Consider the following 25321-nt stretch of genomic DNA (forward strand, 5'->3'; position numbering starts at 1 on the left):
TGATGATTTATAACATCAGATAATACCTTTTGTAACATGAAAAGAAAAATCTATTAATCTAAAATCTAAGTGCTGTGGGAAAGGGAGAACTAAAAAAATGACAGTTGAACAAGTAATGGCACCAGTTGAACAAGTACGTGAGCAATTAAGAAATGTTGACTTTGTCCGTTTGGCTTTTACAGACATCAATGGAAAATTAAAAAATGTTGAGCTTTCTATTTCTCAATTAGAGAGAATTGTAGAAGGCGAAGCGATGTTTGATGGTTCATCAATCAAAGGATTTTCTCGTATTGAAAAAAGTGATATGAAACTTGTTCCTGACTTATCAACTCTTAAAGTTTTGCCTGAGTATCTTGAAGACGGTCAAAGAGTTGCTCTTGTATTCTGTAACGCTTATACAACAGATGGCGAGCCATTTGAAGGGGATTCACGCAACGTTTTAAAACGCACTTTAGAAAAAGCAAAAAAATTAGGCTATCAAGTGAATGTTGGACCAGAACCAGAATTTTTCTTGCTTCAAGAAAATGGTGAGCCAAACGATAATGGCGGTTATTTTGACCTTTCTCCAATTGATACAGCGGGTAAAGTTCGCCGTGAAATCGTTCTTGCCCTTGAATCTTTAGGGTTTGTTGTTGAAGCCGCTCACCACGAAGTCGCTCTTGGTCAGCACGAAGTAGACTTCCGTTTTGATGAAGCCCTTAATACGGCAGATAACATTCAATTATTTAAATATGTTGTCCAAAATGTGGCTAAGCAGCACGGCTTAACAGCGACCTTTATGGCAAAACCAATCCAAGGCATCAACGGTTCTGGGATGCATTGTAACATGTCTTTGTTCAAAAATGGCGAGAACGCCTTTGCTGGTCAAATAGAGCAGTTGTCCGATATTGCTAAAAACTTTATCGCAGGGGTCTTAACTCACGCGAAACCAATTGCAGCCATTACGAACTCAACTGTTAACTCTTACAAGCGTATTGTTCCGGGCTATGAAGCGCCTGTTAACATTGCTTGGTCCTCTGCTAACCGTTCTTGTATGATTCGTATTCCAGCAGCAAGAGGAAAATCGACTCGTGTCGAAGTGCGTAACCCAGATCCACTTGCTAACCCATACTTAGCACTAGCAGTTCTTATTGAAGCGGGTCTAAGAGGAATTGAAGAAAACCTTATCGCACCTCCAGAAGCGACTCGCAACTTATTTGCTTTGAATAAAGATGAAATTACTGATTTAGGTGTTGATTTCTTACCTGGAAACCTAAGCGAAGCATTAAAAGAATTAAAAGAAAGCAGCATGATCAGAGAGGTATTCGGTGACATCTTGTTCAATTCTTACCTCGAAGAAAAACAAGCCGATTGGGACGAATACCGCCTTTCCGTTTCTGAATGGGAAATTAAAAAATACCAATAAGATATGCAGAAAATCCATACGCTTTAAAACGAAGGCACTCGGACGACTCGAGTGCCTTTTCTCATGAAACGCGCATGGAACACGGGGACGGTTCTCTCGTTTCAAAACGATGAACACCAACAGGGGGAAGGCATCTCCACGGAATGGATTGAATTGATCGTAATGACCGATCGACGCTTTTCCTAAGAGGAAGCCCTTTACTGAAGAACTAACTGTTCGAAGCTCGTCGTCACCACTAAGCACACCTATTGACTTTCATGTGACTTATTTCACTTACTTAATATTAAAACAACGTATAATTAGACATAACAGTAAGTGTAATTTAGGTGAATTGTTGCAAACTAAGAATAGGGATTAAACAGGAGAGGAGCGATCCAATGAAAGTCGTTTTAATTCGTCATGGTCAGAGCCTTTGGAATTTGGAAAACAGATTTACGGGATGGACCGATGTCGATTTGTCAAAACAAGGGCTTGAAGAAGCGCGACAAGCAGGGATTATTCTTAGAGAAAATGGATACACCTTGGATGTTGCTTTTACCTCTTTACTTAAAAGAGCTATTCGGACACTTTGGATTACACTTCATGAATTGGATAGGATGTGGGTACCGGTTCATAAAACTTGGATGTTGAATGAGAGACATTATGGCGCCCTTCAAGGATTAAACAAAGACGAAACGGCACAAAAATATGGAGTGGAACAGGTTCAATTGTGGAGACGGTCTGCTGACGTTAGGCCCCCTGCATTAGATAAAAACGATCCTCGCTATGAAGCTCAGAGCCCGAAGTATAAAGACATTGAGGTCCCTTTAACAGAGAACCTTTTGGATACAGAAAAAAGAGTCATTCACTATTGGTGTCATCATATAGTGCCTCAATTGGAAGACGGCAAGCATATTATTATTTCCGCACATGGGAATTCGATTCGCGCGCTGGTGAAATATTTGGATGACATTCCGTCAGATGGAATTGCGAGCTTAAATATCCCGACTGGTGTTCCATTAGTCTATGAACTGGATCATGACCTCAAACCAATCAAACATTATTATTTAGGAAAAGACGGGCCACTCCCAGAAGGATCGATATCTAGACATATTTAGATTGAACTGTACGAAAGGGAAAATTGGTCTCGGAAAAAAATCAAGAAACGGCTGCTGAGCAAAGCAGTCGTTTCTTATTTTGCGTTGTTTCACCCCTAAAACATAAATTTTTTTCTCTTGTTGGCAGCGCCCTTGAAACGCACATGGGGGGGCTTTTTGAGCATTTAACAACAGCCATCTGGCATGGGGATGAAGACTCATTTAAGTTAAATTTAAGTTTTATAGTGTAAATTTAACCTGAATCGGGTAAAAAGAATAATAATGTAGATCCTGATTCTTTTGATCAATGGATTTTATACTAGAGGAGGAGACGATGACTTCAAAACGTATTGAATGGTTCGATAATAGCAAAGGCATTTTAATTTTTCTGGTGGTGTTTGGTCATTTAATTGAAAGTTACCGACAAATTCATGGGAATCAAACCATTTTATGGCTATATAACACAATTTATACCTTTCACATGCCACTCTTTATTATCATAAGCGGTTATTTTTTTAGAGAAGGAAGAGTTAAAAAGGTCATTCAGTTTATGGGGATCTTTTTAATTTGGCAACTGATTGATGGGTTCCTGACACCACTCATCAGTTCACACACGCTGCCAAGTTTTACGGATGGGAGCCGTTTGTTTAAGCTCTTAATCCCTTATTGGACACTGTGGTTCCTTATGGGGATGATCATATGGCGAATGGTAACACCTTATTTTCTTAAATTGCGTTTTCCGATACTCATTGCCATTGGCCTTGCGATTTGGTCAAGTTATGTACCAGATTTAACCTCTTGGTTTTCATTAAGGAAAATTTTGACCTTTTATCCGTTCTATTTGATTGGGTATTGGCTTGCTCAAAAAGGGTCCTTAAACCAGATTATGAACCAAGTCACTTTAAGACCTTGGAGGATGAGGCTTGTTGCGGGAGGCATTTTCTTAAGCTTTATTGTCTTCATGGCCTTTTATACAAAATGGGGCTATATCTATAACACCCAGCAAATGTTCGCGCGTTATGCGTTTAAAGATATGGATTGGTCAATTCTTCAAGGGTCGCTCTATTCTTTAATTTATTATGGTTGTGTCACCCTTTTATGTCTGTCCATTCTCATTTTAATCCCAATCAATAAAAAGCTGTTTATTTTAAATAGATTTGGCTATTACTCGCTTTTCATCTATTTGCTTCATTCCAATTGTATAAGGATACTGCGTGCTGTGATGTCTAAAGGAATGACGCATCATCCCGAGGTGCTCATCCCATCGGCCTTTGTGCTGGCCTTCTTGATTTGTTGGACAGCAACAAGCAAACCGATCATGGCCTTATTTAGCCGACTGATTGAACCTGAATTTAATTGGCTGATGTCGAAAAGTATAAAAACAAAACCAACCAAGACTTATGGTCTTAATTATAATCAATAGAACCCGGAAACCACTTCATGACCTTACCTTTCATGGATGTGGTTTTCATCACTCTTTATCTTGTTTGACCTCGAATCCACTAAGACGGTGGATTTTTTCATTCTAAAGGGTCTATTTTAGTAAATGTTGTGGCTCGTTACATAATCGGAAATAGCAGACTTGCTTCAGGCAGCTATGTCTAAAACGGCAAAAATTAGGCATCCTAAATTTCAGTCCTGCAGCAATCTTTTTGAAAAGAGATGAGAAAAAGACAACAAACTATGAATCATTTAACCAGGAATAATCAACAGTAAGATTATGTCCGAAATAGAGGAAGGAGTTAAGATGACTAAAAAAATGATAAGAGTATTGTTAATTGCTTGTGTCTGGTTTACTCTCTTTGGGTGCAGTATAGATAAGACGTCGAAAGCAACTGAGGAGAGTGCTGGAAAATGGGTAACGGCTTGGTATGCCCCGCCTGAGGCTCCTCTGAACACGGGTATTTCCAAAAGCGGTTTCGTTAATCAAACGATTCGAATGATAGTTCATCCGCATATGGAGGGTAAAAAACTGCGTATTCATTTAACAAATGAATTCGGAGCACAAGATGTCGCTCTACAAGCGATTCATGTTGCTATTTCAGCAAATGGGGCATCCACTTCTATTGGAACGGATCACACCGTTACTTTTGAAGGAAAACAGACGGTTGTTCTTCCTAAGGGGGGGACTCTAACAAGTGACGTGATTCCTTTACGTCTTAAAAAAAATCAAAATCTTGTCGTCAGCCTTTATGTGAAACAGCCTAGTGGTAACGTTACTTGGCATCGCTATTCCATGCAAGATACATATGTGGCAACCGGAAACCATGTCTCGGATCATTTAAGCACAGCTTTTGGAAAAACTTATCAAGAGTGGTTCTGGTTAAGCGGGGTTGATGTTCAGGCTGCCTCGTCAGTTAAAGGGACAATTGCTGTAATAGGAGATTCAATGGTAAATGGCAATCATTCTACACCAAATGCCAACCTTAGATGGACGGATGATTTAGCCAGACGTTTAAACGAAGACATGCCAAATACATGGTCGGTCGTTAGTTCAGGGATTTCTGGAAATCGGTTGTTGAGTCAGCCCCCTGAGAAAGGACTAAAGGCAGCAAACCGTATTCAACGAGATGCCTTCAATCTTACAGGCATTAAAGCGATCATTATCAGTGAAGGAATGAATGACATTCGCCATGCCAATGCCTCAAATGGACCTATCAGCAACCAAATTATTGCTGAAATGAAACAATTAATCTCAGGAGGCCATAAGCGGGGGCTTAAGGTATATGGGGCCACTTTGACTCCTTTTAAAGGAGAAAACCTTTACAGTCAAACTGGCGAAGAGACTAGAGAAGCCGTTAATCATTGGATTCGAACCAGTCACGAATTTGATGGGGTAATTGATTTTGACAAAGCGGTAAGAGATCCGAAACATCCCAAACAATATCGTTCAGATTATCAAGCCGGAGACCATTTTCATCCAAATGATAAAGGCTACCAAGCGATGGCGGATGCAATCAACCTGACTCTTTTTAACAAGTGAGTTAGGAGGGGGAAATCCTATCCAAAGAAAATGAGACTAAGGGGATTTTAGAATCATTAACAGGATAGCCTTTTGTCTGCAAGCTGGGGCGTTTCTTCATAAAAGAAGGAACGCCTGTTTATTAAACTAAAAAACATATATTTTGTTTATGGTGAACGGAAAGATAAGTGTTGTCATGCTAATGGTTGTGATCCCATCAAGCCCATTAACATTTCGAGATGCCAAAATCGGGCATTATAATTGCCTTTTCGTAGAACAGGCTTTATCTAGTCCCTTTTACCCTTCTGAGGATGTTGGGTATTATTTACATTTTATTTCCAGTTGTAATAGGTTGTATTTTTAGAGAAAAGTGAACATCTATTTTGGTGTTTTCCCACTGCTCCTTCCATTGTTTGGTTGTCATCCTTGGACTAATCGGCGATGTGGTCAGCAAGCCAAATTGGAGGGGGTCAACATGCTCCTTTTGCATCTTTTCCAAAAGTGCTGTTGTTTGATGTTCTAAAGACATTTCTATTTCTTTAGTTAGGGAAGACAGTTCATTTTGATTAAGTAAATCTTCGTTTCCTTGATATTCCTCAAGTCTACCGCTGATTTGATCAGTAACATGCAATACATTCGTTTTGACGTCCAATCGACAGTTAACTTTTGATCGGACTTGGCCCAACACGAGCTGCTGCTTTGGCAAGGCGAAAAGTTTTACATAGCGGTCATTGCCAAGTAGCTGAAAAAGTTGGTCATCCATTTCATGAATCGTTGTCTTTAATTTATCCCCATCAAAAAGGGCTGTTCCGTCATAGGATAGCCTTTCACCGTTTGCTTTAAAAACTGGTAAAATGGGATCCTGTAAAGGTGAATACAACTGTTTCATAAACTGATGAAGATTCACAATACTCATGTCTCCTTGATTATACTTTTCGTAGTGTTTCAACATTCGATATAGATAATAATCAAGATTTTGCTGTTTTTCCAATTGATTTTTTAAATAAGCTTCAAAATTGCCGTCAACAACAACAATATACAAACGTGGAGAGATGCTTGGGTCCGTAAACAAGGTGTTAATTAATGGTCTAATTCCATCCGAAGCCAGATTCTTGTTGATGAAGACCATTCGAAGTTGTCCCATTTTGAGTTCTCGATAGTAGTTTAAATTAAATTCTTTCTCGCCTTGTTTGATAAGTTTAACTGTGGAGGAAAAGCTCTGCTTTGTTTCATCTTCTAGTGGAGGAACTAATGTCGTAAGTAATAATTGACCACTTGGATCATTTTTAACTGATAAAAAGATGACAGGTGCAATTTCCTCGATTATATTATTTTCAGTAAAGGGACTGCACCCTGAATCGAATAGGAAAAGGCAAAAAACAGCGAAAAAAATAGCAGGTTTAATTCCTTTCATTTGCTGTCCCCCCTTCGTTTTCGTTTAATGGCAATTAAAAGGGTTATCGGAAGAAGGAGATAACTCAAAGAACTTAAGTAAATGTCTAAGAATAGCCAAAAGTGGTATTGATAGGGGAGTTTCCAACAACAATTATAGAGGGTCAGAAGACTCGAAAAAGTAACGACAGCGCATAACAAATAACCCTTTCTTGTTGTTGGAAGATCCCATTTCGCCATGGTTATTCGGGATAGACCATAAAAGAACAAGAAGAAGAGTGCTAATGCAAATAGTATATAAAACAGGTAAACAGAAATGACAATGATGTCTATTCGCTCAAAACCTGGGGATTGAAGATACTTGATCATATCAATTGTAGGAAACAAGGTTTTACTTAAATAGTTAGATCCGAAAAATAAAATGGCACCTATGAATAAAAGAAGGTATTCAATGACAGATATTAAATTTCCTATCGTAAAATATTTAAGTGGCTTCTTCTCGTTCGTCAACCATGGTTTCAAGAAAATTAGGTACTCCGGTCCTGACAATGATGACCACATAAATAGTAACCCTTTCCAGGAAAACCAAGTAAGGCTATGCGGGATCAATGGATATAAATCGTGAATAGATGAATTAGGTGTAAACGGGATCAGAATAGTGATCCAAATAACCCAAAAGGCGCTAAAAATAACAATGACTACAAAATGGATCGTTTTTTCCATCCCTTTAGATGTAAGATATAAACTTGAGAGAAAAATGAATAAGATTAACCAATTATTGTTTATAGAAGGGAAAATATATTGGTGTATAATATCGGAATATCCTAAGATGACGACGGCTATCTTAATAAAACAAATGAAGAGACCAACAAAAGCATAGAACCGAATCAGTCGCTTTCCAAAAAGTTTTGTTATCCCTTGAACGCCATCATTGAGATACTTAGATTTCCAGCACTTAGACAAAATAAGAAGGTTTAATTGAGATATTAACCCGATCCCTATAATGACTAAGATCATATAAGGATAGATTAAATACCTTTGGAAAATTAAGGGCATATAAAGGATTTGTATTCGATTAACCAAGAAAATCAGGTAGGGACCGCTATTCGTTTTGGATTTTTCAAATAAAGAAAAGGGTTTAATACAAATCACCTTCTGTTTTTTATACGCCATTTTTGTAAGGGGCTTAAAAACCTTGGCCGTTCTTTTATCCACGAAAGAGGGACCCGGATAAAAAGGTCATTCCAGTCTTTGAGATAAAGTGGGGTAATAGGAGCTAAATAAGGCTGCTTTAAAGAGGTTAGTCCTATTAAGTGAACAAAAATGATAAACATCCCAAGAACAATTCCTGGAAGTCCAATTAATTGAGATAAAACAAGGAGAAAAAATCGTAATAATGTAATAATTTTTGTCATTAAATAGTCGGGAACCAAAAAAGAAGTAATGGCGGAAATCCCTACTGAAACAATAAGGATATTGCTGGTAACCCCTGCTTGAACGGTGGCCTGACTAATAACAATGCCGCCTATCACTCCTAATATTTGTCCGGATTTTGTAGGCATACGCAAGCTGGCTTCTTTTATGATTTCTAAAGTAATCAACATTATTGTCGCTTCCCAAAAAGGGGTAAAAGGGAGCTGGCTTCTGGATTTTAACAAAACATATAAAATTTGAAGTGGAATTACTTGATAATGATGCTCTGTAAGCGCAACATAAAGCGGAACTAATGTTAAAGTAAGAAAAAAGCTAAAGAATCGAATACATCTTAGAAAACTTGCAATAAACCAGCGAAGGAAATAATCCTGGGGTGATTGAAATAGATTGAAAAAATTAATTGGACCAATAAGTCCATTAGGTGTTTTATCAACTAAAAAGACAAGTTTCCCTAATACAAGTGAGTGGGAACAGACATCCGGTCGTTCTGTTTCCAAAAATTGCGGGAAGAGCGTATGCCTATGATCTTCAATAAAAGCCTCAACTTGGGAGGCGTCAAAGAATTGGTCAAAATCAATGCTCATCATTTTCTCTCTTGCAATAGAAATGAACTCGGGATTAGTTAAACCTTCGATATACATCATTACCACTTTCGTTCGGCTTAAAGAGCCGATGGTAAATGTTTCTGTTTTCAACGCAGTTATGGGAAGACGTTGTCGTATCATTGTAATATTTTGGTCGATTTGTTCTACAAAGCTGTCTTTTGCCCCATATATGACGGTTTCGGTTTCGGGGGGCTCGATGGAACGAGTGAACTTTGTCTCTAAAGGAACGGCCAACCAATGGTTTTGGGTTGGATCGTATAATAGAACAGATCCATGAACGATTTCCTTTTCAGCCTCTTCAAGATACGATAGTTTTTTTATTTTGGCGTTTAAAAGACTTTTATTAATCTGATCCTTTGAACACTGCTTTAAAGGCTCCACAATCACCTCATTTAATCTTTCATTATCAATTAAGGTTTTTATGTAATATAGAAATATCTTTTCTCCTAAGTTGGTATCAAGGGAAATGATTTCGGAGTCTTCCATATTAGCAAGAGATTGCGTTAATAACCCATCGGTCAGAGGTGTTTTAGAAGACACTAGTTCCTTTTCATTTTTTTGTCTAGGCTTTTTAGTCAACAAGATCCCCATCACCTTAAAAAAAATTAAAATGCTTTTTTAAGTATCTAATCATAAAAAGAATTTTATTCATTGGAATATGATGATGGATAATTAGGAGTTAAACAATAATAAAAGACTAGTTCAAGCATTAACATAATGAGTAATAAGAGTTGGGAGGACTACTTTCAAATGAAGCCATCATTATAAAAGAAAAGAGGGTTTTTCTTATTTAAATAAAAGGAGTAGAATATAAAGTGTCGTTTTTAAATAAATAATAAGGGTGACAGAATGGCGAAATGGGAAGACGAAAATAGGATCCAAACAGGTTAACAATTAGGAAAGGGCATTTTATTCTAATCAGCTGCTATTTTTATTAGCCAAGCAGGGAATAGGATTATCGTTAAAGAGTTATTGTTTTTTTGAAAGGAGTAATCATATGAAAAAAATACTAGTTAGTATAGGGATAGCTGTTATTGGATTAGGGTTGATGTTGCCGTCCTTCAGTTCAATTGCCAAGGCGGACGCCGTTCCTGGTGACATCATTGTTACTTTAGGACAAGATTTAACAGCTGATCAACAAAATCAAGTTTTAAATGATATGGGTGTCAATAAAGACGATGTACAGATTGTCTACGTCAATAATAGCGAAGAACATCAATACCTCGACAAGTATGTTCCGCAATCCGAAATTGGAACAAAATCTATATCTTGTGCGGAAATTACTTTAGGAAATAAAGGCGATGGGTTAGTCGTTCAAACGAACAACATTACTTATATCACTTCGGACATGTATCGAAATGCGCTTTCGACGGCCGGCGTGACCGATGCCAAAATCTACGTGACGGCACCATTTCCTGTATCAGGAACCGGAGCACTGACTGGGATTATTAAAGCCTATGAAAAATCGAGCGGATCAGCAATTAACGAAACGCAGAAGCAAGCAGCGAATGAAGAAATGGCCCAAACAGCGCAATTAGCTTCTAAACCGGATGTCGGGCAAGACAAAGCCGTTCAATTCATGCAGCAGGTTAAAGAACAGATTTCCAAACAAAAGCCGCAAACAACAGATCAATTAAGATCTTTAATTCAACAAGTAGCTGACAATATGGGCATTAAGCTGACTGCTGACGAATTAAATCAATTAGTGGACCTATTTAATAAAATAAAGAATTTAAATATTGATTGGACAAAAGTTAATCAAACTTACCAGACGGCAAAAGCTAAGTGGGATCAATTTTCTAATTCAGACCAAGGAAAAAGTATTATCAGCAGTTTTCTTGCCTTTTTAAAATCGATCGGGCACGCTATAATGTCCTTTTTCAGTAAATCTTAAGTTAACGGAATAAGCATAACGGAAAAACGCATAGAGAATCGCTAACGGGTTCACTTCAGAGGTGCAAACAACTAACTATCAAGGTAAATCGCACAGCTTTTCACATAGTCATTCGGTACCGACCCCCAAAAGTTAGAGTGAAAAAATCTAACTTTCGGGGGTAACCACCGTTTCACATAGTCATTCACCGTGGACCTTTTCCAATCACAGTTTAATTTACATGGGTGGATATAATTATTGGAGGTGTGTGAATTAACCGGTGATTGAGCAAGTGAAAGGTAGGGGGATTACCAAGTCATTTGGATATACCTGTTAAAATAAATGTTGGATTATCGAAGACTTTGTGAAAAAATGGTTCTTAAGGTAAAAACCGGAGTGTAATGGTTAACAAGAAATTTTAGAGTCACCTGTGATCGTTGAAATAAGCGGAGATTTTTCCGTTATCAACCAAAGTAGCGTTCAGTTCGTCATAAATAAGCGGAGTTTTTCCGCTTAAACAAAAAGAAATGACCCATTTTCATGTTTTTCGAGTCAATAGTCGGAATTTCTCCGTCTATTTTAGCTATTTTTGGTGCTGATTTCTAAATAAGCGGAATTTCTCCGCTTATTTAGAAAGTTCACTTTAGCCATTTAATGAAATAGGTAATAGATGCATTTTAAAAAAATAATCAAACCGAATCTCAAAGGATTCGGTTGTTTTGACGCTTACTAGTCTTTTCTTTCTGTGATTTTATTGTGAATAGTAGTGTGATTGAAGGTGATAATTAGAGTTTTGCACCTCACAAGCGAACCCGTTAGAGAATTGCTGTGCGTTTTTCTATTACGTTCAGATCCTTATCAAATTAACAAAGCATGACTAAGAAGACCGTAAAGACAGTGCAGGGAGTAATAGCGGGTAGTTTACTTGTCATTGCGGTAGTTTTTTTTATGGGGAATTTTCGTTCTAAGCTTAAGAGTACGGACCGAATTTCCTAAATCAGTGTCTTCGTTTATTTTAACTATTGGGGGTAACCGTATGTTGAGAACTAAACTAATAGACCTTTTAAACAGTCATTATCCGATTATACAGGCACCAATGGCGGGGGGAATCACAACGTCTCAATTGGTAGCAGAAGTATCTAGTTGCGGTGGTTTAGGGATGATTGGAGCGGGTTATATGACCCCTGATCAAATAAGAGAACAAACGAGTGAAATTAAGCAGTTAACCTCAAGGCAATTTGGTATTAATCTGTTTGTCCCGAATGATCTTCCTGTTTCAGAAAAAAACATCGAATGGGCAAATGAAAAATTGGAATCTATATGTAAGGAATTAAAGGTTCAACACCCTGATCGTATTGAAGTCCCCAACTATAAACATCTGGTTAACCAATTTTATGAACAGATTAAGGTGCTGATCGAAGAAAAGATTCCAATTTGTTCCTTTACATTTGGCCTTCCTTCAGAACCAATTATTAAAGAGTTAAAACAACACTCGATAATTTTGATCGGAACAGCTACCACTGTTTCTGAGGCTATTGAAGTTGAAAATAAAGGAATGGACATAGTGGTTGTTCAAGGAAGTGAGGCTGGCGGGCATCGAGGGGATTTTCTAAAAGACACTCAAGAAAGTTTAATTGGACTTATGTCCTTGATTCCTCAAGTTGTTGACCATGTCAAGATCCCTATTGTTGCTGCTGGTGGGATAATGGATCGAAGAGGACTCATGGCTTCGCTTTGTTTAGGAGCACAAGGCGTTCAGATGGGTACCGCCTTTTTAACATGTATTGAAAGTGGTGCACATCCGCTTCATAAAGAGGCTATTCTCGGGACCACAGAGGATCAGATTGTCTTAACTCGCGCATTCTCAGGCAAGTGGGCAAGGGGGATAAAAAATAGATTTATTTCAGAAATGCAGGAATATGAATCGTCTTTACCTGCTTTTCCAGTTCAAAATTCATTAACTAAGAGTATAAGAAAGGCTGCGGCTTTAGAAGGAAAAAAGGACTTTATGTCGCTTTGGTCCGGTCAGAGCCCAAGACTCGCCAAAAACCAACGTGTATCAACGTTAATGAAATCATTAATTGATGAGCAGTCTAAATCTTTCGAAGACTTAACTTGATTCGTTCATACATGTTACTCGAAATAGATCTTTTAAATCGACCCCTCTTACCAATGAGGCTGACCATTTATAAGATTGTTAACTAGCTTACTGATTCTAAAAAAGCTTGGATCCTTGAATTATAGGGATTCAAGTTTTTATTGTTTTAAGCAAAGGTTCTATGAGAAATAGAAGCGTGCAGATAATGGCTATGGGAATTTTTGAGAACGATCTTGAATAAGATGTTATAAACAACTATATCAATTGTTTATAACAACTGGTTAACAAGTTTTCACCACTATATACCTTAGTTATTCAAAGTTTTTAGGGGTAAATTCATTCAAAAGTAATCTTAATCTAATAACTTACAAGAAGATGATAGGTGGTTTTTAGGATGGATACGCCATTATATGAACAGATATTTAACGATTTGCTGATGCAAATAAAGACAGGAAAGTTATCTCCTAATGACCGCGTGCCCTCCGAAAAGGAACTGGCCGTTCAATTTCAAGTTAGTCGAATTACGTCAAAAAAATCATTAGATAAACTTGCTCAGATAGGTGTTATTGAACGAATACGTGGGAAAGGCTCTTATGTGACCAATCGCTTGCCTGACTTTGCTGAATTAGATCTGCAAGAAGATGCCCAGTCTAAAATGACTGAGCTTGATACAAAAGCGGGCCTCATCGGATTGATTGTTCCGGATTTTCTTTCAGACGGTTATGGTAGAGATCTTTTAAGAAGCATAGAGAAGCAATGTTCTAAGTATCAACTTAATTTGATTATTAAATGTACATATGGTGTTCAAGAGGAAGAAGAATTAGCCATAAAAACTTTAATTCAGCGGGGCGTGAAAGGACTTATTATCTACCCTGTAAACGGAGAACATTATACTGAGGCTCTTCTGAGACTGGTTGTTGACAAATTCCCATTGGTACTAGTTGATCGTTATTTAAAAGGGATTCCGGCTAATGCGGTTTACACCGACCATAGAGAGGCATCCATAAAGATTACGGATTATTTATTAGACCGAGGTCATAGGTATATCGCTTTTATTTCACCTCCTGAAGAGTTCACATCCTCTATCGAAGAACGCCTAACAGGGTTTACGTCTGCCCATCTACAAAGGGGGCTTGCAGTTAACCCGGATTATATGATTACTGAATTGTTTAGTACACTTCCTATTTTTGATTTCAATCACGAATTTATAGAGGATCAGTTAAAATTGGAAGCGTTTATCCACAGAAATCCTCAAGTTTCTGCGTTCATCGCCTGTGAATATGAAATTGCCTTGGTATTGTCTCATGTTCTTAAAAAGCTTGGAAAGCGGGTGCCAGAGGATTATTCCATTGCCTGCTTTGACCATCCCAAAATACCTAATACCGATGTTGTCATCACACATATTAAGCAAAATGAAACGAAGATGGGGATTAAGGCTGTAAATAATATCCTCGATCAACTCAATCAGAAAGATGGCCCTATCCAAACGGTCATTGATTTTTGTTTGATAGAAGGAAGTTCCACTAAAGAGGTATTAAAAGTATGAAGGCTATATAAAAATATTTTGAATAGTTGGTTGGCATATTGATATGTGAAATATAATATCAATAAATTAAAGACGTACCAAGGAGTAGAACCGGTATATCAGGGATCTGCTAATTGGTATTAGTCTAATCCATTGATGAAAACGCTTTCCGTTTAAAATTAGATTTGTAAGCGCTTAATAATGGTGAATTCTATAATATCACAATTTCGATATAAGGAAGGAGTGATGTCCATGTAACCTTATACCTTTTGTTAAATGACACCTGCCTACATATTTTGAAGAGGGGGATGAACATGAAGCGTTTTTTAAAGAAAAGTTTAGTTGGTGCTGTTACATTGACCATGGCTATTTCTTTAAGCGCATGTGGCGGTAATAGCTCAGCGTCATCTGGCACAACCACAAATAAATCAGGCGGGGGAGGTTCAGGCTCCAGCTCGGGTTCTAAGACCATCACGATTGCCTATCAAAATTACGGATCACCACCAAACTATACGCAGGAATGGTTAAACAAGGCTAAAACGGCATTTGAGAAACAACATTCTGGAGTCACAATTAAACTAGAACCTATTTCGGCTTCTGAGAATGATTTTTATACAAAGATTGATTTAATGATGAAGTCAGCAAGTACGGCTCCAGATATTGTTACCGAAGATACGTTCTTAATTAATTCGGATGCGTCAGCTGGTTATTTGGCACCTCTTAATAAGTATGTGAATAGCTGGTCGGATTGGTATGAATTTAGCAATGCTATGAAGAAAGGGAGCACAGGAGCTGACGGAAATGTTTACGGTGTTCCATACAGCACAGACACGCGTGGTCTTTGGTATAACACGGAAATCTTTAAAAAGGTCGGCCTTCCAGTTCCATGGACACCTAAAAACTGGAATGATGTATTAAAAGCTGCAAAAACCATTAAGGCAAAAGATCCAAGTGTTGAAGTGCCCTTTTATGCGCAAGTAGGCAAGGCAACAGGGGAAGCCACTTCTATGCAAACTTTTGAAATGCTCCTCTATGGGACAAATGATACCTTATACGATAACTCAACAAAGAAATGGATTGTTAAAAGCCAAGGTTTCTTAGACTCCCTTAAATTTATTCAGACACTCTCCCAAGATAAATTAAACGCACCTTTATCTGTTTTATTAACCGGTCAAGCTGATCAAACTATGGCCCAACAGTTGGCTCCAAAAGGTCAGGTAGGTATAGCATTGGATGGAAACTGGATTCCAGGTAACTGGCTACCAAATGGTGCCGCTCCATGGCCAGATGCGACAAAAGTGATGAAATTGGCTGCTATGCCAACTCAGAATGGGCAAGATCCCGGATTTACTTCATTAGCTGGCGGTTGGACACTGTCCATTTCTAAGCTATCACAAAACAAAGATTTAGCAGCACAATTTATAGAGTTAGCAGTTAATAAAGAAAACGATGAATGGTTTGATGTGCATGCGGGTAACCTTTCACCTCGTACAGATGTTGGAAAGGATCCATCTTATACCAATACACCAGGTCAAGAATACGGAGCCGCATCTTCTTTCGTTAAATTTGCTCATTTCCGTCCTGCTAATCCTGAATACCCAACTGTTTCTACTCAAATTCAAGCAGTCGTTGAAGCCGTGGCAACAGGTGCTGAAACACCGGAGCAAGCTATGGACCAATATGCCGCAAGTGTTCAACGAATTGTAGGAGCGAGCCATACTGAAACGAAATAAGGTCTGGATTTTAGGGCAGCGCCGTACGTGTACGGCGCCTGCCAACCTTTAAAATAAGGAGGGCGATACGATGGGGTTGGAGATTGCAACAAAACAAGCCAATCAAAAAACGATCCGCTCAAGACGAAATAAGAGGGATGGTCTCCGTGCTATTTTATTTTTGTTCCCTACGTGGGTGTTGCTTCTTGTCTTTTTCTTTTTACCAATTGTCCTGACCTTTTATTATGCGTTTACCAATATGTCTTTGACAGGTGTGGGGTCTGCTCATACACAATTTATCGGATTTGCTAATTTTACAGCTATGTTTAAGGACCCAAGTTTCCGAATCAGTGTCATTAACACCATTATTTTTCTCCTTTTATCTGCAATTGTTGGTCAACAGGTTTTGGGACTCATTATTGCTTTGTTAATGGACGAAAAGAAACGATGGTTCCGCAGTCTCATAGGAATTTTAGTTATAGCCGGATGGGTGACACCAGAGATTGTAGTGGCCTTCATATGGTTCGCCTTTTTAAATACTAGCGGAACCTTGGATGTGACCTTAGGCTGGTTTGGGATTAAACCGATCTCTTGGTTAACAAGTTTTCCAATGGTAAGTGTGATCGTCGCAAATGTCTGGCATGGAACTGCTTTTTCAATGTTAGTTTATCAAGCCGCACTTGGTGACGTCCCAAAAGATATTCAAGAAGCTGCCAAAATTGATGGCGCTAGCGGCTGGCAAAGATTATGGAAAATTACCATCCCGATGATTCGCGGTTCAATCGTGACAAATATGGTCTTAATTACACTCCAGACTCTTGGCCTATTTACGTTAATTTATGCTCTGACAGGAGGCGGCCCTGGCACTTCAACGGAGACCCTTCCGATCTATATGTATCAAGCGGCTTTCTCAAGCTATCAACTCGGATATGGGACAGCAATTTCACTCATTCTGTTACTAATTGGGATTATTTTTAGTGTTGGTTATATCAAGGTTTCCAAAGTTAATTTATAAAGGAGGGGGAACAAATGGGAAACATGCAGCGTAAACAGTTTTTTATTTCGAAGGTCATTCCTTATACCATACTGACGATCATTGGAATTCTATTTATTATCCCTCTTTTATGGATGATATTGGCTTCCTTTGATAGTCATGCTTCATTAAAAGCCGCTCTGCCTCAGCAATGGACATTAGGGAATTTTCGTTCAGTTCTTACCAATCCGTCTAATATTCAATCATTTGTAAATGGTGTCATCTTATCACTTGGCCAGTCGATTCTTGTTGTCATTCTTGCTGGTTTAGCTGCGTACCCGCTTTCAAGATACCAGTTAAAATATAAAAGACCTTTTATGTACACCATACTCTTCTCAACGGGACTTCCAATAACCGCCGTAATGGTTCCAGTCTATGAATTATTTGTTCATTTTCATTTACAAGATTCTATTATTTGGACAATGATCTTTTTAACGGCCTCATCGCTTCCTTATGCGATTTGGATCATGAAAAATTTCATGGATTCTGTTCCGCTAGAGCTAGAAGAAGCAGCTTGGGTAGATGGCGGTTCTATTTTGCAAACCTTATCTCGAATCGTGATGCCATTAATGCTGCCAGGCGTCTTTACAGTAGGTATCTTTACTTTTTCAGGAAGCTGGGGGAACTTTTTTGTTCCGTTTATTTTGATACAGACACCATCCAAATTGCCGGCATCAGTTAGTATTTATCAATTTTTCGGCCAATATGGAATGGTGCAATACGGGCAATTGGCTGCCTTCTCATTTATATATACAATTCCTGCTGTTCTCTTGTATATCTTGTCACAGCGCTTCATGTCTCAAGGATTTAATTTTAGCGGGGGAACCAAAGGATAGACAGTTTAAATTGAGAAGCCAATTATAAAACGGTTTTCTTAAGCTTCGAAATTATTTGTGATATTATTGAGTGAATTGCCAAATTAATTTGATAGGAAAAGAGGATGAAATGATGACAAAAATCGGAATGCGTATTCCTTCAAAAATTGGAGCTTTAGGAATGGATGGATTAGCTGAATGGGCAAGCCAAATCGGTTTGGATGTTATAGATGTCCCCAAATACGATATTGAGGTAAAAACAGTTCTAGAAAAATATGGCTTGGAAGTTGGCTCTATTGATGGAACAGGCGCTGTAGGATCTACCAAACTATTAAGCAAAAACGAAACTGATCGAGCAGAAGCTGTATCGGCTTTAAAAAGTCAGTTGACCGAAGTCTCTGAATTAGGCGGTCAGATTATTTTTATTTGCTTAGTGCCTGAAGATCCGAATCAATCGAGAGCTAGCAGTTTTGATATTTGGAAAGAAACATTCCCGGAGCTTGTTAAGCATGCTGAGAGCTGCAACGTTTATTTTGCACTTGAGGGGTGGCCTGGACCTGCACCGACACATCCGACCATTGGGTGTACACCTGAAATGTGGCGGGCAATGCTGGAAGCGATTCCCTCTAAGCATTTTGGTATCAACTATGACCCTTCACATTTAGTTCGATTACGCGTTGATTACTTAAGAGCTTTGGAGGAATTCGGTGAGCGCATAACATATTGTCATGGAAAGGACACCGAGATTTTGCCAGAGGAATTATATGAAAGCGGGACACTTCCAGCTACATTTGGGACGAAGTACGCATTTTCAGAGGGAGGATGGCGTTATACTATTCCAGGTCAAGGGACAGTCGATTGGGGAAAGGTAGCCGTACGTCTTGAGAAATTTGGTTATACAGGAAACGTGGGGATTGAACTTGAGGACCATCGTTTCTGGGGCAGTCTTGAAGCAGAACAGAACGGAATTATAAAAGCAAAGGAACATTTACAACTCTATTTTAAGTAATCGAATAGCTATAAATCTTGCTTATTTCATCACGTTCCTAATCCCTATTTGTCACCGCTTTGATCAACCTTGAAGAATCACAGCTGGATTTATTAGGCGTTGCATCATGACTGTTAAATGAAAATATTAAAGCAGCATTAACGAAATTAATTTGTTCTGATATTTTAAGCCGTTTAACTGATTCTCATTTAAAAAAAGCGAATGGGGGGCAAAACATGAGACAACTTAGAGTTGGCATTATCGGAACTGGCGGCATGTCACGCGTCCACGGAAGACAACTTAAAGAATTAAATGAAGTCGTGATTGAGGCCGTTGCGGACCCGAGTGAAACGCAAAGAGAAAGCTTTGCTCGGGAATTTGAGGTTGAACAATCAAGAACTTATACAGATTATCAACTCATGCTAAAGGAAACCGAATTGGATGCGGTTGTGATTTGCTCGCCTCATATGCTTCATTACCAGCAGGCAAAGGATGCCATAAAGTCAGGACTTCATGTTTTGTTGGAAAAACCAATGGTTTGCTCATCCGCTGAGTGTCGAGAGCTTATCAAACTTGCCAGCGACCACGGCATTATCCTTCAGGTATCCTATCAAAGACACTTTCACCCTGAATTTCAGTACATAAGAGAGTGTGTTCAGAATGGACTAATTGGAAAATTAACAACTGTAAACGCTTCTCTTTATCAAGACTGGAATACACTTACGGCGAACACTTGGAGACAGAATCCTTCGTTGTCCGGGGGTGGCATGTTGATGGATTCAGGCAGTCACATTATCGATGTCCTGCTATGGATCACCGGTCAACAGCCCGAGGAGGTTCATGCCACTATTGAGACAACCGGATTTCCAGTAGAAATTAATTCGATGACAACACTGCGCTTTTCAGATGGTCTTTTAGGTTCATTGACTATAATTGGGGATGCTCCATGTTGGCATGAAACCTATGTTTTTGGTGGAGAAAAAGGCGCCATCTTTTACGATAATGGAGAACTAACCCTGCGTTATTTGGATCAAAAGCCACTCATTCCAACTCTTCCAGTCCAAACGACCAATCAAGATAAACGTTTTATAGAGGCTATTTTAGGCCGAAATGATGATTACGTAAGAGGGGAATATGCTTTGAAAGTGATTGAGTTAACGGAGAAAATATACGCTTCTGCTAACTATAAGCTTCAAATCTAATTAGACGGGATGGATCAACTAATGACACGAATCGTGCGAATTGGAATTATTGGGTGCGGTGGAATTGCAAATGGGAAGCATCTTCCTAGTCTAAGTAAGCTGCAAAACGTGGAGTTAGTGGCGTTTTGTGATATTGAAGTTGAAAGAGCGATCAAGGCCAGCAAAGAATATGGATGTGAAAATGCTGCTGTCTACGAGGATTATAAAGTGCTTCTTAAGGATGAATCGATTGAAGTGGTGCATGTCTTAACACCCAATGCCTCACATGCTGAAATATCAGTTGCGGGACTTGAAGCGGGAAAACATGTGATGTGTGAAAAGCCTATGGCGATCAATTCAGAAGAGGCTAAGCAAATGGTTGAAGCTGCTAAGCGAACGGGCAAAAAGCTAACCATTGGTTACAACAACCGCTTCCGACCAGACAGTTTACACTTAAAACAATTGTGTGAACAAGGTGATTTAGGTGAGGTGTATTATGCCAAAGCGCATGCGATTCGCCGAAGAGCTGTTCCGACATGGGGTGTTTTCCTGGATGAAGAAAAGCAGGGTGGTGGACCGCTCATTGACATTGGGACACATGCCCTTGATCTCACATTATGGATGATGGATAACTATCAGCCTAAGGCCGTGTTAGGGACGACCTATCATAAACTGTCTCAAACGAAAAATGCGGCTAATGCCTTTGGACCGTGGGATCCAGAAAAATTTACGGTCGAAGATTCAGCGTTTGGTTTTATCACAATGGAGAATGGGGCAACGATCGCATTAGAGTCGAGTTGGGCTCTTAATACACTTGAAGTTGATGAGGCAAAATGCTCTTTAAGCGGGACTAAAGCAGGAGCTGATATGAAAGGCGGCCTTCGCATTAATGGGGAAGAGTTCGGTAAGCTTTACACCAAAGAAGTCGATCTTGGCAGTTCTGGTGTAGCCTTCTTCAGTGGCAAAAAAGAATCGGATGCGGACTTAGAAGCACGGCTGTGGATTGAGGCCATCGTCAACAATACAGAGCCACTCGTGAAGCCTGAGCAAGCTTTTGTGGTCACTCAGATTCTTGAAGGAATCTATGAATCTGCCAAAACGGGTGAAGCCGTTTACTTTAATTAACTCAAAAGATAATGTGAAAAAAGTCATTTTTAGAAAGCCATTTAATAATGTGTGTTACGATCCCCTGCCCAAATAGCAGGGGGGCTGAATTAAGAGAGTCGGTATCTAAACGGAGAAAGAACAATCCTTCATCGTTAGGTGTGTCAAAATGAGGATTAAAAGGAGGCGCAGTATGTCGAATAAAATCAGAATTGGTATTATCGGGAGCGGCGGCATTGCAGGTTCTCACGCGAAGGCTTATAAGCAAATGGAGGATGTTGAAATTGTCGCTGTACAAGATATTATTCCTGGAAAGGCTGAAGCCTTTATTTCAAGATGGGAAATAAACGGGGCTGTCGGATTTCAAGATCATCTCGAATTACTCAAACTCGATTTGGATGGGGTGAGTATCTGTACACCTAATAACGCGCATCACAGAACGAGTATAGCTGCTCTGACGGCGGGCAAAAATGTGCTCGTCGAAAAACCGCTTGCCGTGACCCTTCAGCAGGGAATTGAGATGGTTCAAGCGGCGAAAAAGTCAGGGAAACTCTTAACGGTAGGGTTCCAGCCTAGGTATGATCCAAATATGAAAGCCGTTAAAGAAATCGTTCAAACACAGCTCGGAGACGTCTATTATGTTCAGACAGGTGGAGGCAGGCGTCGAGGGATGCCAGGCGGAACATTTATTAACAAGGAACTGGCAGGGGCTGGAGCTATGGCAGATATTGGCTGCTATTCACTCGATTTAGCTCTAAACGCATTGGATTATCCAAAACCTTTAACCGTCTCTGCTTACACCTCAAATCATTTTGGAACAAATCCTTTTTACCATCCTGAAGCAGACCGATTTGAAGTGGAAGATTTTGGCGTTGCTTTGGTTCGCCTTGAAGGTGATAAAGTTTTGAATTTCAAGATTTCTTGGGCTATGCATATGGATTCTCTAGGACCCACCCTCTTCCTTGGAAAAGAAGCAGGTCTTAAACTGACCCCTGCTGGTAACGGGCCATGGAGCGGTGTTTGGGATGGAGGCATAGGTTCTGTTGAACTCTTTCACGATTTCAAAGGTCACCATGTGGACACCACAATACCTGTTCAGGAGCATGCTATTGATATCTTTTATGAAAAAGTACGAGACTTTGTTGTCGCTATTAAAGAAGGGAAGGGAGCGCCGATTCCAGCCGAGCAAATTCTCTTCAATCAAGCGATTATAGACGGCGTTTTGCGTTCTTCTGAGCAAGGTCGAGAAGTAACGATCGAGATCCCTGAACTCTAACTCTTTTTTAAGGCTGTTTTCGTAAACTTTGTTGTTTTTTTAGGCTCCAATAAGCTCGCTTTCCGCGGGCAATCCGTGAGCCTCCTCGGCAAAATACGCCTGCGGGGTCTCACCTGGCTTGCTATTCCCGCAGGAGTCTCGTCTATTTCCACCTATTTTTTATCAACTAGCAACAATCTTTTAGAAAAGAGCCTTTTTTAAATAAAAACACGTACTTAACTTTAGTAGATGACGCTTGAACCTTTTGTTAGCAAAAGGTTCAAGCGTTTTTACATTTTATTATAAACGGTATTAAGACGGGATTAGAAAGCTAAGGTATAAGTTTTAGAACATTAATTAATGTGATAGAATGATTGGATGAACGAGGGGGTTTTTATGGGGAAGACAAGTGTCGGCGATAAAGTTTTTTTCCGTGATAGGTGTGAAAAGTTATGAAATCTATGAAATTAAGTAAAGTCACGTTAGCCTTATTCGTTATTTTTATGTATCTAATGGTCAGTGCTTGCAGTGATGGGAGCGGTCACTCATCCTCGCAAACTCAATCACTTCCCGATCTCAATTATCAGGGGAAACAAGTGATTGTCTTAAATAATAATCATGCTTCTTTTACCAAAAAAGATTTAAGTTTAGCTAACGGGAGCTGGCAATCCTTTTCTAATTTAGATGCTTTAAATCGTGTAGGTACAGCCAACGCTATGTTGTCAAAATCTCTCATGCCTTCAAAAGAGCGAGAGCCGCTTTATGTGGATCCTACCGGTTGGAAGAACAAAAAAATTGAAGTCAATGGGAAAACAGAATGGCTGTACAATCGCAGTCATCTTATCGGTTACCAATTAACAGGGGAAAATAATAATCCAAAAAATTTAATGACTGGTACAAGAAGTCTTAATGACCCAGGCATGCTTGTTTATGAAAACAAAATTGCGACATATATAAGGATAACAAATCATCATGTCCGTTACCAAGTCGAGCCTATATTTAGAGGAAATGAATTGGTCGCAAGAGGGGTTCATATGCAAGCCAAAAGTATTGAAGATAACCAAATTGATTTTAATGTGTATATTTTTAATGTGGAACCGGGTGTAACGATCAATTACGCAGATGGTTCTTCTAGAGTGGGCACAACAGAAAATAATCAGACCTCCTCTGCACAAGCAAAGGAAAGCACCCAGCCCTTAAATCCTGGTGATGGGAGTGTGTCTACGAACGAACTAACTGTACATGATGGGGGTAAGGCAACGGTAACCGTTAAAACAAAACCGAATGTACAAGGGACGATTGAAGTCGATTATGGCTCTGGTCCGAGTCACGCATCAGGGTTAGAACCTAAGACGTCGGACGCTAAAGGCAAGATTAGTTGGACTTGGACGGTCGGTTCAAGAACAAAAGCAGGTACTTATAATGTCATCATAAAGGTCAATGGGGAAACCATCACCAAACAGTTAGTTGTAAACTAACGATGCCTATTTTAAAATGATTGATTGTTTTACATGGAATGAGACGAAATCGTTCATTGTAAGCAATTAAAAAAGTGAGCAACCTCATAGAAAAAACCGAATCCTGAATGAGAGGATTCGGTTTTTTTCTTACGACTATTCCGTTTACTTAAACCCATTTGTCATTAAACTTGTTTGGCTGACAAATGGAGTCTTTCCTTTGTCAATCTTCCAAGGAGAAAGGAAACCAAGATTGAAAGGATCGACAATACAGCAATCATAGCAACGACGCCGAACCAGCCAAAGTTGGAATAAAAAGCGCCGCTTGCCGTCCCGCCGATACTGGATCCCGCATAATAAAAGAATAAATAGAGGGAAGCGGCTTGAGCTTTATCGTGAGTTGCAAGTTTTCCTACCCAGCCGCTAGCGATCGAATGTCCGGCAAAAAAACCATAAGTAAAGATGGCAATCCCTATAATTTTTAACCATAAGTTAGGACTTAAGGTGATACAAACACCTGCTAATAAAATAATCAAGGATAACTGTAAGATTCGCCTTTTTCCATGTTGGTCGGCCAACATCCCCATCCATGTTGAACTAAAGGTCCCGACAAGATAAACGATGAAAATAAAGCCGACTAAAGTCTGGCTAAGGGAATAGGGGGGCTTAATTAACTGGAAGCCAATGTAGTTGTATAAAGAAACAAAGCCGCCCATTAATAAAAATCCAATTGCAAAAAGGCAGAGAAGACTAGGTAATTTAAAATGACTAAATAAAGAGCGCGTTAAGTTTTTGATCTTAAAGCTTTGGGAGGCAAAATGAGTCGATTGCGGCAGAATCACCCAAAAAACGAAGCTTGAAAGTAAGCTAATCACACCAATTCCTATTAAGGCAGTATGCCAGCCAAATAGATCCGTTAAAGTCCCGCTAATGATCCGACCAGCCATTCCGCCGATGGAATTCCCGCTAATGTATAATCCCATCGCCATACCTAAGCTTTTGGGCTCGATTTCTTCACTTAAGTATGCCATGGCGACAGCTGGAAGCCCAGCCAAAGTGATTCCTTGTAAAATTCTGCATAACACTAACAAGCTAAAGCTTGGCGCAAATCCAGTTAAAATGGCAAGAATGGATGAAGCGATTAAGGAAAAAGTCATGACTCTCTTGCGTCCATAGACCTCTGATAAAGAACCTGCGATGAGCATGCTAATCGCTAAAGCAATCGTCGTGGATGATTGGCATAAGCTTGATATGGCAGGTGATAGGTGAAACTCGGTTGCGATTTCCGGCAGCAAGGGCTGAGTTCCCCATAGGATGGCAAACGTACAGAAACCGCCAGCAAATAAGGCAAGGCTCGCTTTCGTGAAGGCTTTTGTTCCACGCTGGATGTAAGGCATTGTTGATTT

Annotated in this window: 19 protein-coding genes; 15 read left to right on the plus strand and 4 right to left on the minus strand. The window is 39.4% G+C overall.

Translation table 11 applies throughout. The annotated features are described in order from the left end of the window. The first annotated feature begins 97 nt into the window (after positions 1-97). The 4 genes from PU629_RS10130 to PU629_RS10145 all read left to right on the plus strand — a co-directional run bounded on the left by PU629_RS10130 (position 98) and on the right by PU629_RS10145 (position 5464). Positions 98-1405 carry a glutamine synthetase family protein gene (locus PU629_RS10130; RefSeq protein WP_275284131.1) on the plus strand — a complete coding sequence of 436 codons (1308 nt, stop codon included), beginning with the start codon at positions 98-100 and terminating at the stop codon, positions 1403-1405. Positions 1406-1782: 377 nt separating this feature from the next. Then, the gene (gene gpmA / locus PU629_RS10135) at positions 1783-2502 is read left to right on the plus strand and encodes a 2,3-diphosphoglycerate-dependent phosphoglycerate mutase (protein ID WP_275284132.1); all 720 of its coding nucleotides are present in this window, start codon (positions 1783-1785) and stop codon (positions 2500-2502) included. 313 nt (positions 2503-2815) lie between these two features. Continuing rightward, positions 2816-3904, plus strand: coding sequence for an acyltransferase family protein (locus tag PU629_RS10140; protein WP_275284133.1), 1089 nt, complete (start codon positions 2816-2818; stop codon positions 3902-3904). Positions 3905-4228: 324 nt separating this feature from the next. Further along, entirely contained in the window at positions 4229-5464 is a 1236-nt protein-coding gene (locus tag PU629_RS10145) for an SGNH/GDSL hydrolase family protein (protein WP_275284134.1), read from the plus strand. Positions 5465-5768: 304 nt separating this feature from the next. Here the strand turns inward: PU629_RS10145 and PU629_RS10150 are convergent, their stop codons facing one another. Genes PU629_RS10150 through PU629_RS10155 form a run of 3 tightly spaced genes read right to left on the minus strand, consistent with a single transcriptional unit; the run spans position 5769 to position 9465 of the window. After that, positions 5769-6857 carry a Ger(x)C family spore germination protein gene (locus tag PU629_RS10150; protein ID WP_275284135.1) on the minus strand — a complete coding sequence of 363 codons (1089 nt, stop codon included), beginning with the start codon at positions 6855-6857 and terminating at the stop codon, positions 5769-5771. Next, entirely contained in the window at positions 6854-8008 is a 1155-nt protein-coding gene (locus PU629_RS22580) for a GerAB/ArcD/ProY family transporter (protein WP_481900487.1), read from the minus strand. The genes PU629_RS10150 and PU629_RS22580 overlap by 4 nt, the downstream gene beginning before the upstream one ends. Continuing rightward, complete coding sequence (locus tag PU629_RS10155) at positions 7984-9465, minus strand: spore germination protein (protein WP_481900488.1); 1482 nt, start codon at positions 9463-9465, stop codon at positions 7984-7986. Before PU629_RS10155 ends, PU629_RS22580 begins: the two co-directional genes overlap by 25 nt. A 406-nt stretch (positions 9466-9871) precedes the next feature. Between PU629_RS10155 and PU629_RS10160 the strand changes: the two genes are divergently transcribed. The 11 genes from PU629_RS10160 (at position 9872) to PU629_RS10210 (ending at position 23936) form a co-directional block, all read left to right on the plus strand. Then, positions 9872-10768, plus strand: coding sequence for a DUF1002 domain-containing protein (locus tag PU629_RS10160; RefSeq protein WP_275284137.1), 897 nt, complete (start codon positions 9872-9874; stop codon positions 10766-10768). Positions 10769-11783: 1015 nt separating this feature from the next. Further along, positions 11784-12866 carry an NAD(P)H-dependent flavin oxidoreductase gene (locus PU629_RS10165; protein WP_275284138.1) on the plus strand — a complete coding sequence of 361 codons (1083 nt, stop codon included), beginning with the start codon at positions 11784-11786 and terminating at the stop codon, positions 12864-12866. A gap of 373 nt (positions 12867-13239) precedes the next feature. Further along, positions 13240-14391, plus strand: a complete 1152-nt coding sequence (locus tag PU629_RS10170) for a GntR family transcriptional regulator (RefSeq protein WP_275284139.1) — start codon at positions 13240-13242, stop codon at positions 14389-14391. 293 nt (positions 14392-14684) lie between these two features. Next, positions 14685-16103, plus strand: coding sequence for an extracellular solute-binding protein (locus PU629_RS10175; protein ID WP_275284140.1), 1419 nt, complete (start codon positions 14685-14687; stop codon positions 16101-16103). 70 nt (positions 16104-16173) lie between these two features. Further along, complete coding sequence (locus tag PU629_RS10180) at positions 16174-17097, plus strand: carbohydrate ABC transporter permease (RefSeq protein WP_275284141.1); 924 nt, start codon at positions 16174-16176, stop codon at positions 17095-17097. Positions 17098-17111: 14 nt separating this feature from the next. Further along, on the plus strand, positions 17112-17951 hold the full coding sequence (locus PU629_RS10185; RefSeq protein ID WP_275284142.1) for a carbohydrate ABC transporter permease: 840 nt from the start codon (positions 17112-17114) through the stop codon (positions 17949-17951). A gap of 112 nt (positions 17952-18063) precedes the next feature. Next, the gene (locus PU629_RS10190) at positions 18064-18939 is read left to right on the plus strand and encodes a sugar phosphate isomerase/epimerase family protein (protein WP_275284143.1); all 876 of its coding nucleotides are present in this window, start codon (positions 18064-18066) and stop codon (positions 18937-18939) included. 215 nt (positions 18940-19154) lie between these two features. Next, a complete protein-coding gene (locus PU629_RS10195; protein WP_275284144.1) occupies positions 19155-20120 on the plus strand; it encodes a Gfo/Idh/MocA family protein in 966 nt (321 codons plus the stop codon). 21 nt (positions 20121-20141) lie between these two features. Further along, positions 20142-21224, plus strand: coding sequence for a Gfo/Idh/MocA family protein (locus PU629_RS10200; RefSeq protein WP_275284145.1), 1083 nt, complete (start codon positions 20142-20144; stop codon positions 21222-21224). A gap of 172 nt (positions 21225-21396) precedes the next feature. Then, positions 21397-22479 carry a Gfo/Idh/MocA family protein gene (locus PU629_RS10205; protein ID WP_275284146.1) on the plus strand — a complete coding sequence of 361 codons (1083 nt, stop codon included), beginning with the start codon at positions 21397-21399 and terminating at the stop codon, positions 22477-22479. Positions 22480-22910: 431 nt separating this feature from the next. Next, positions 22911-23936, plus strand: coding sequence for a DNA/RNA non-specific endonuclease (locus PU629_RS10210; protein ID WP_275284147.1), 1026 nt, complete (start codon positions 22911-22913; stop codon positions 23934-23936). A 164-nt stretch (positions 23937-24100) separates the two neighbouring features. Here the strand turns inward: PU629_RS10210 and PU629_RS10215 are convergent, their stop codons facing one another. Further along, positions 24101-25312, minus strand: a complete 1212-nt coding sequence (locus PU629_RS10215; protein ID WP_275284148.1) for an MFS transporter — start codon at positions 25310-25312, stop codon at positions 24101-24103. Positions 25313-25321: the final 9 nt, after the last annotated feature.

Origin of the sequence: Pullulanibacillus sp. KACC 23026 (assembly GCF_029094525.1) — a bacterium.
GTDB lineage: Bacteria > Bacillota > Bacilli > Bacillales > Sporolactobacillaceae > KACC-23026.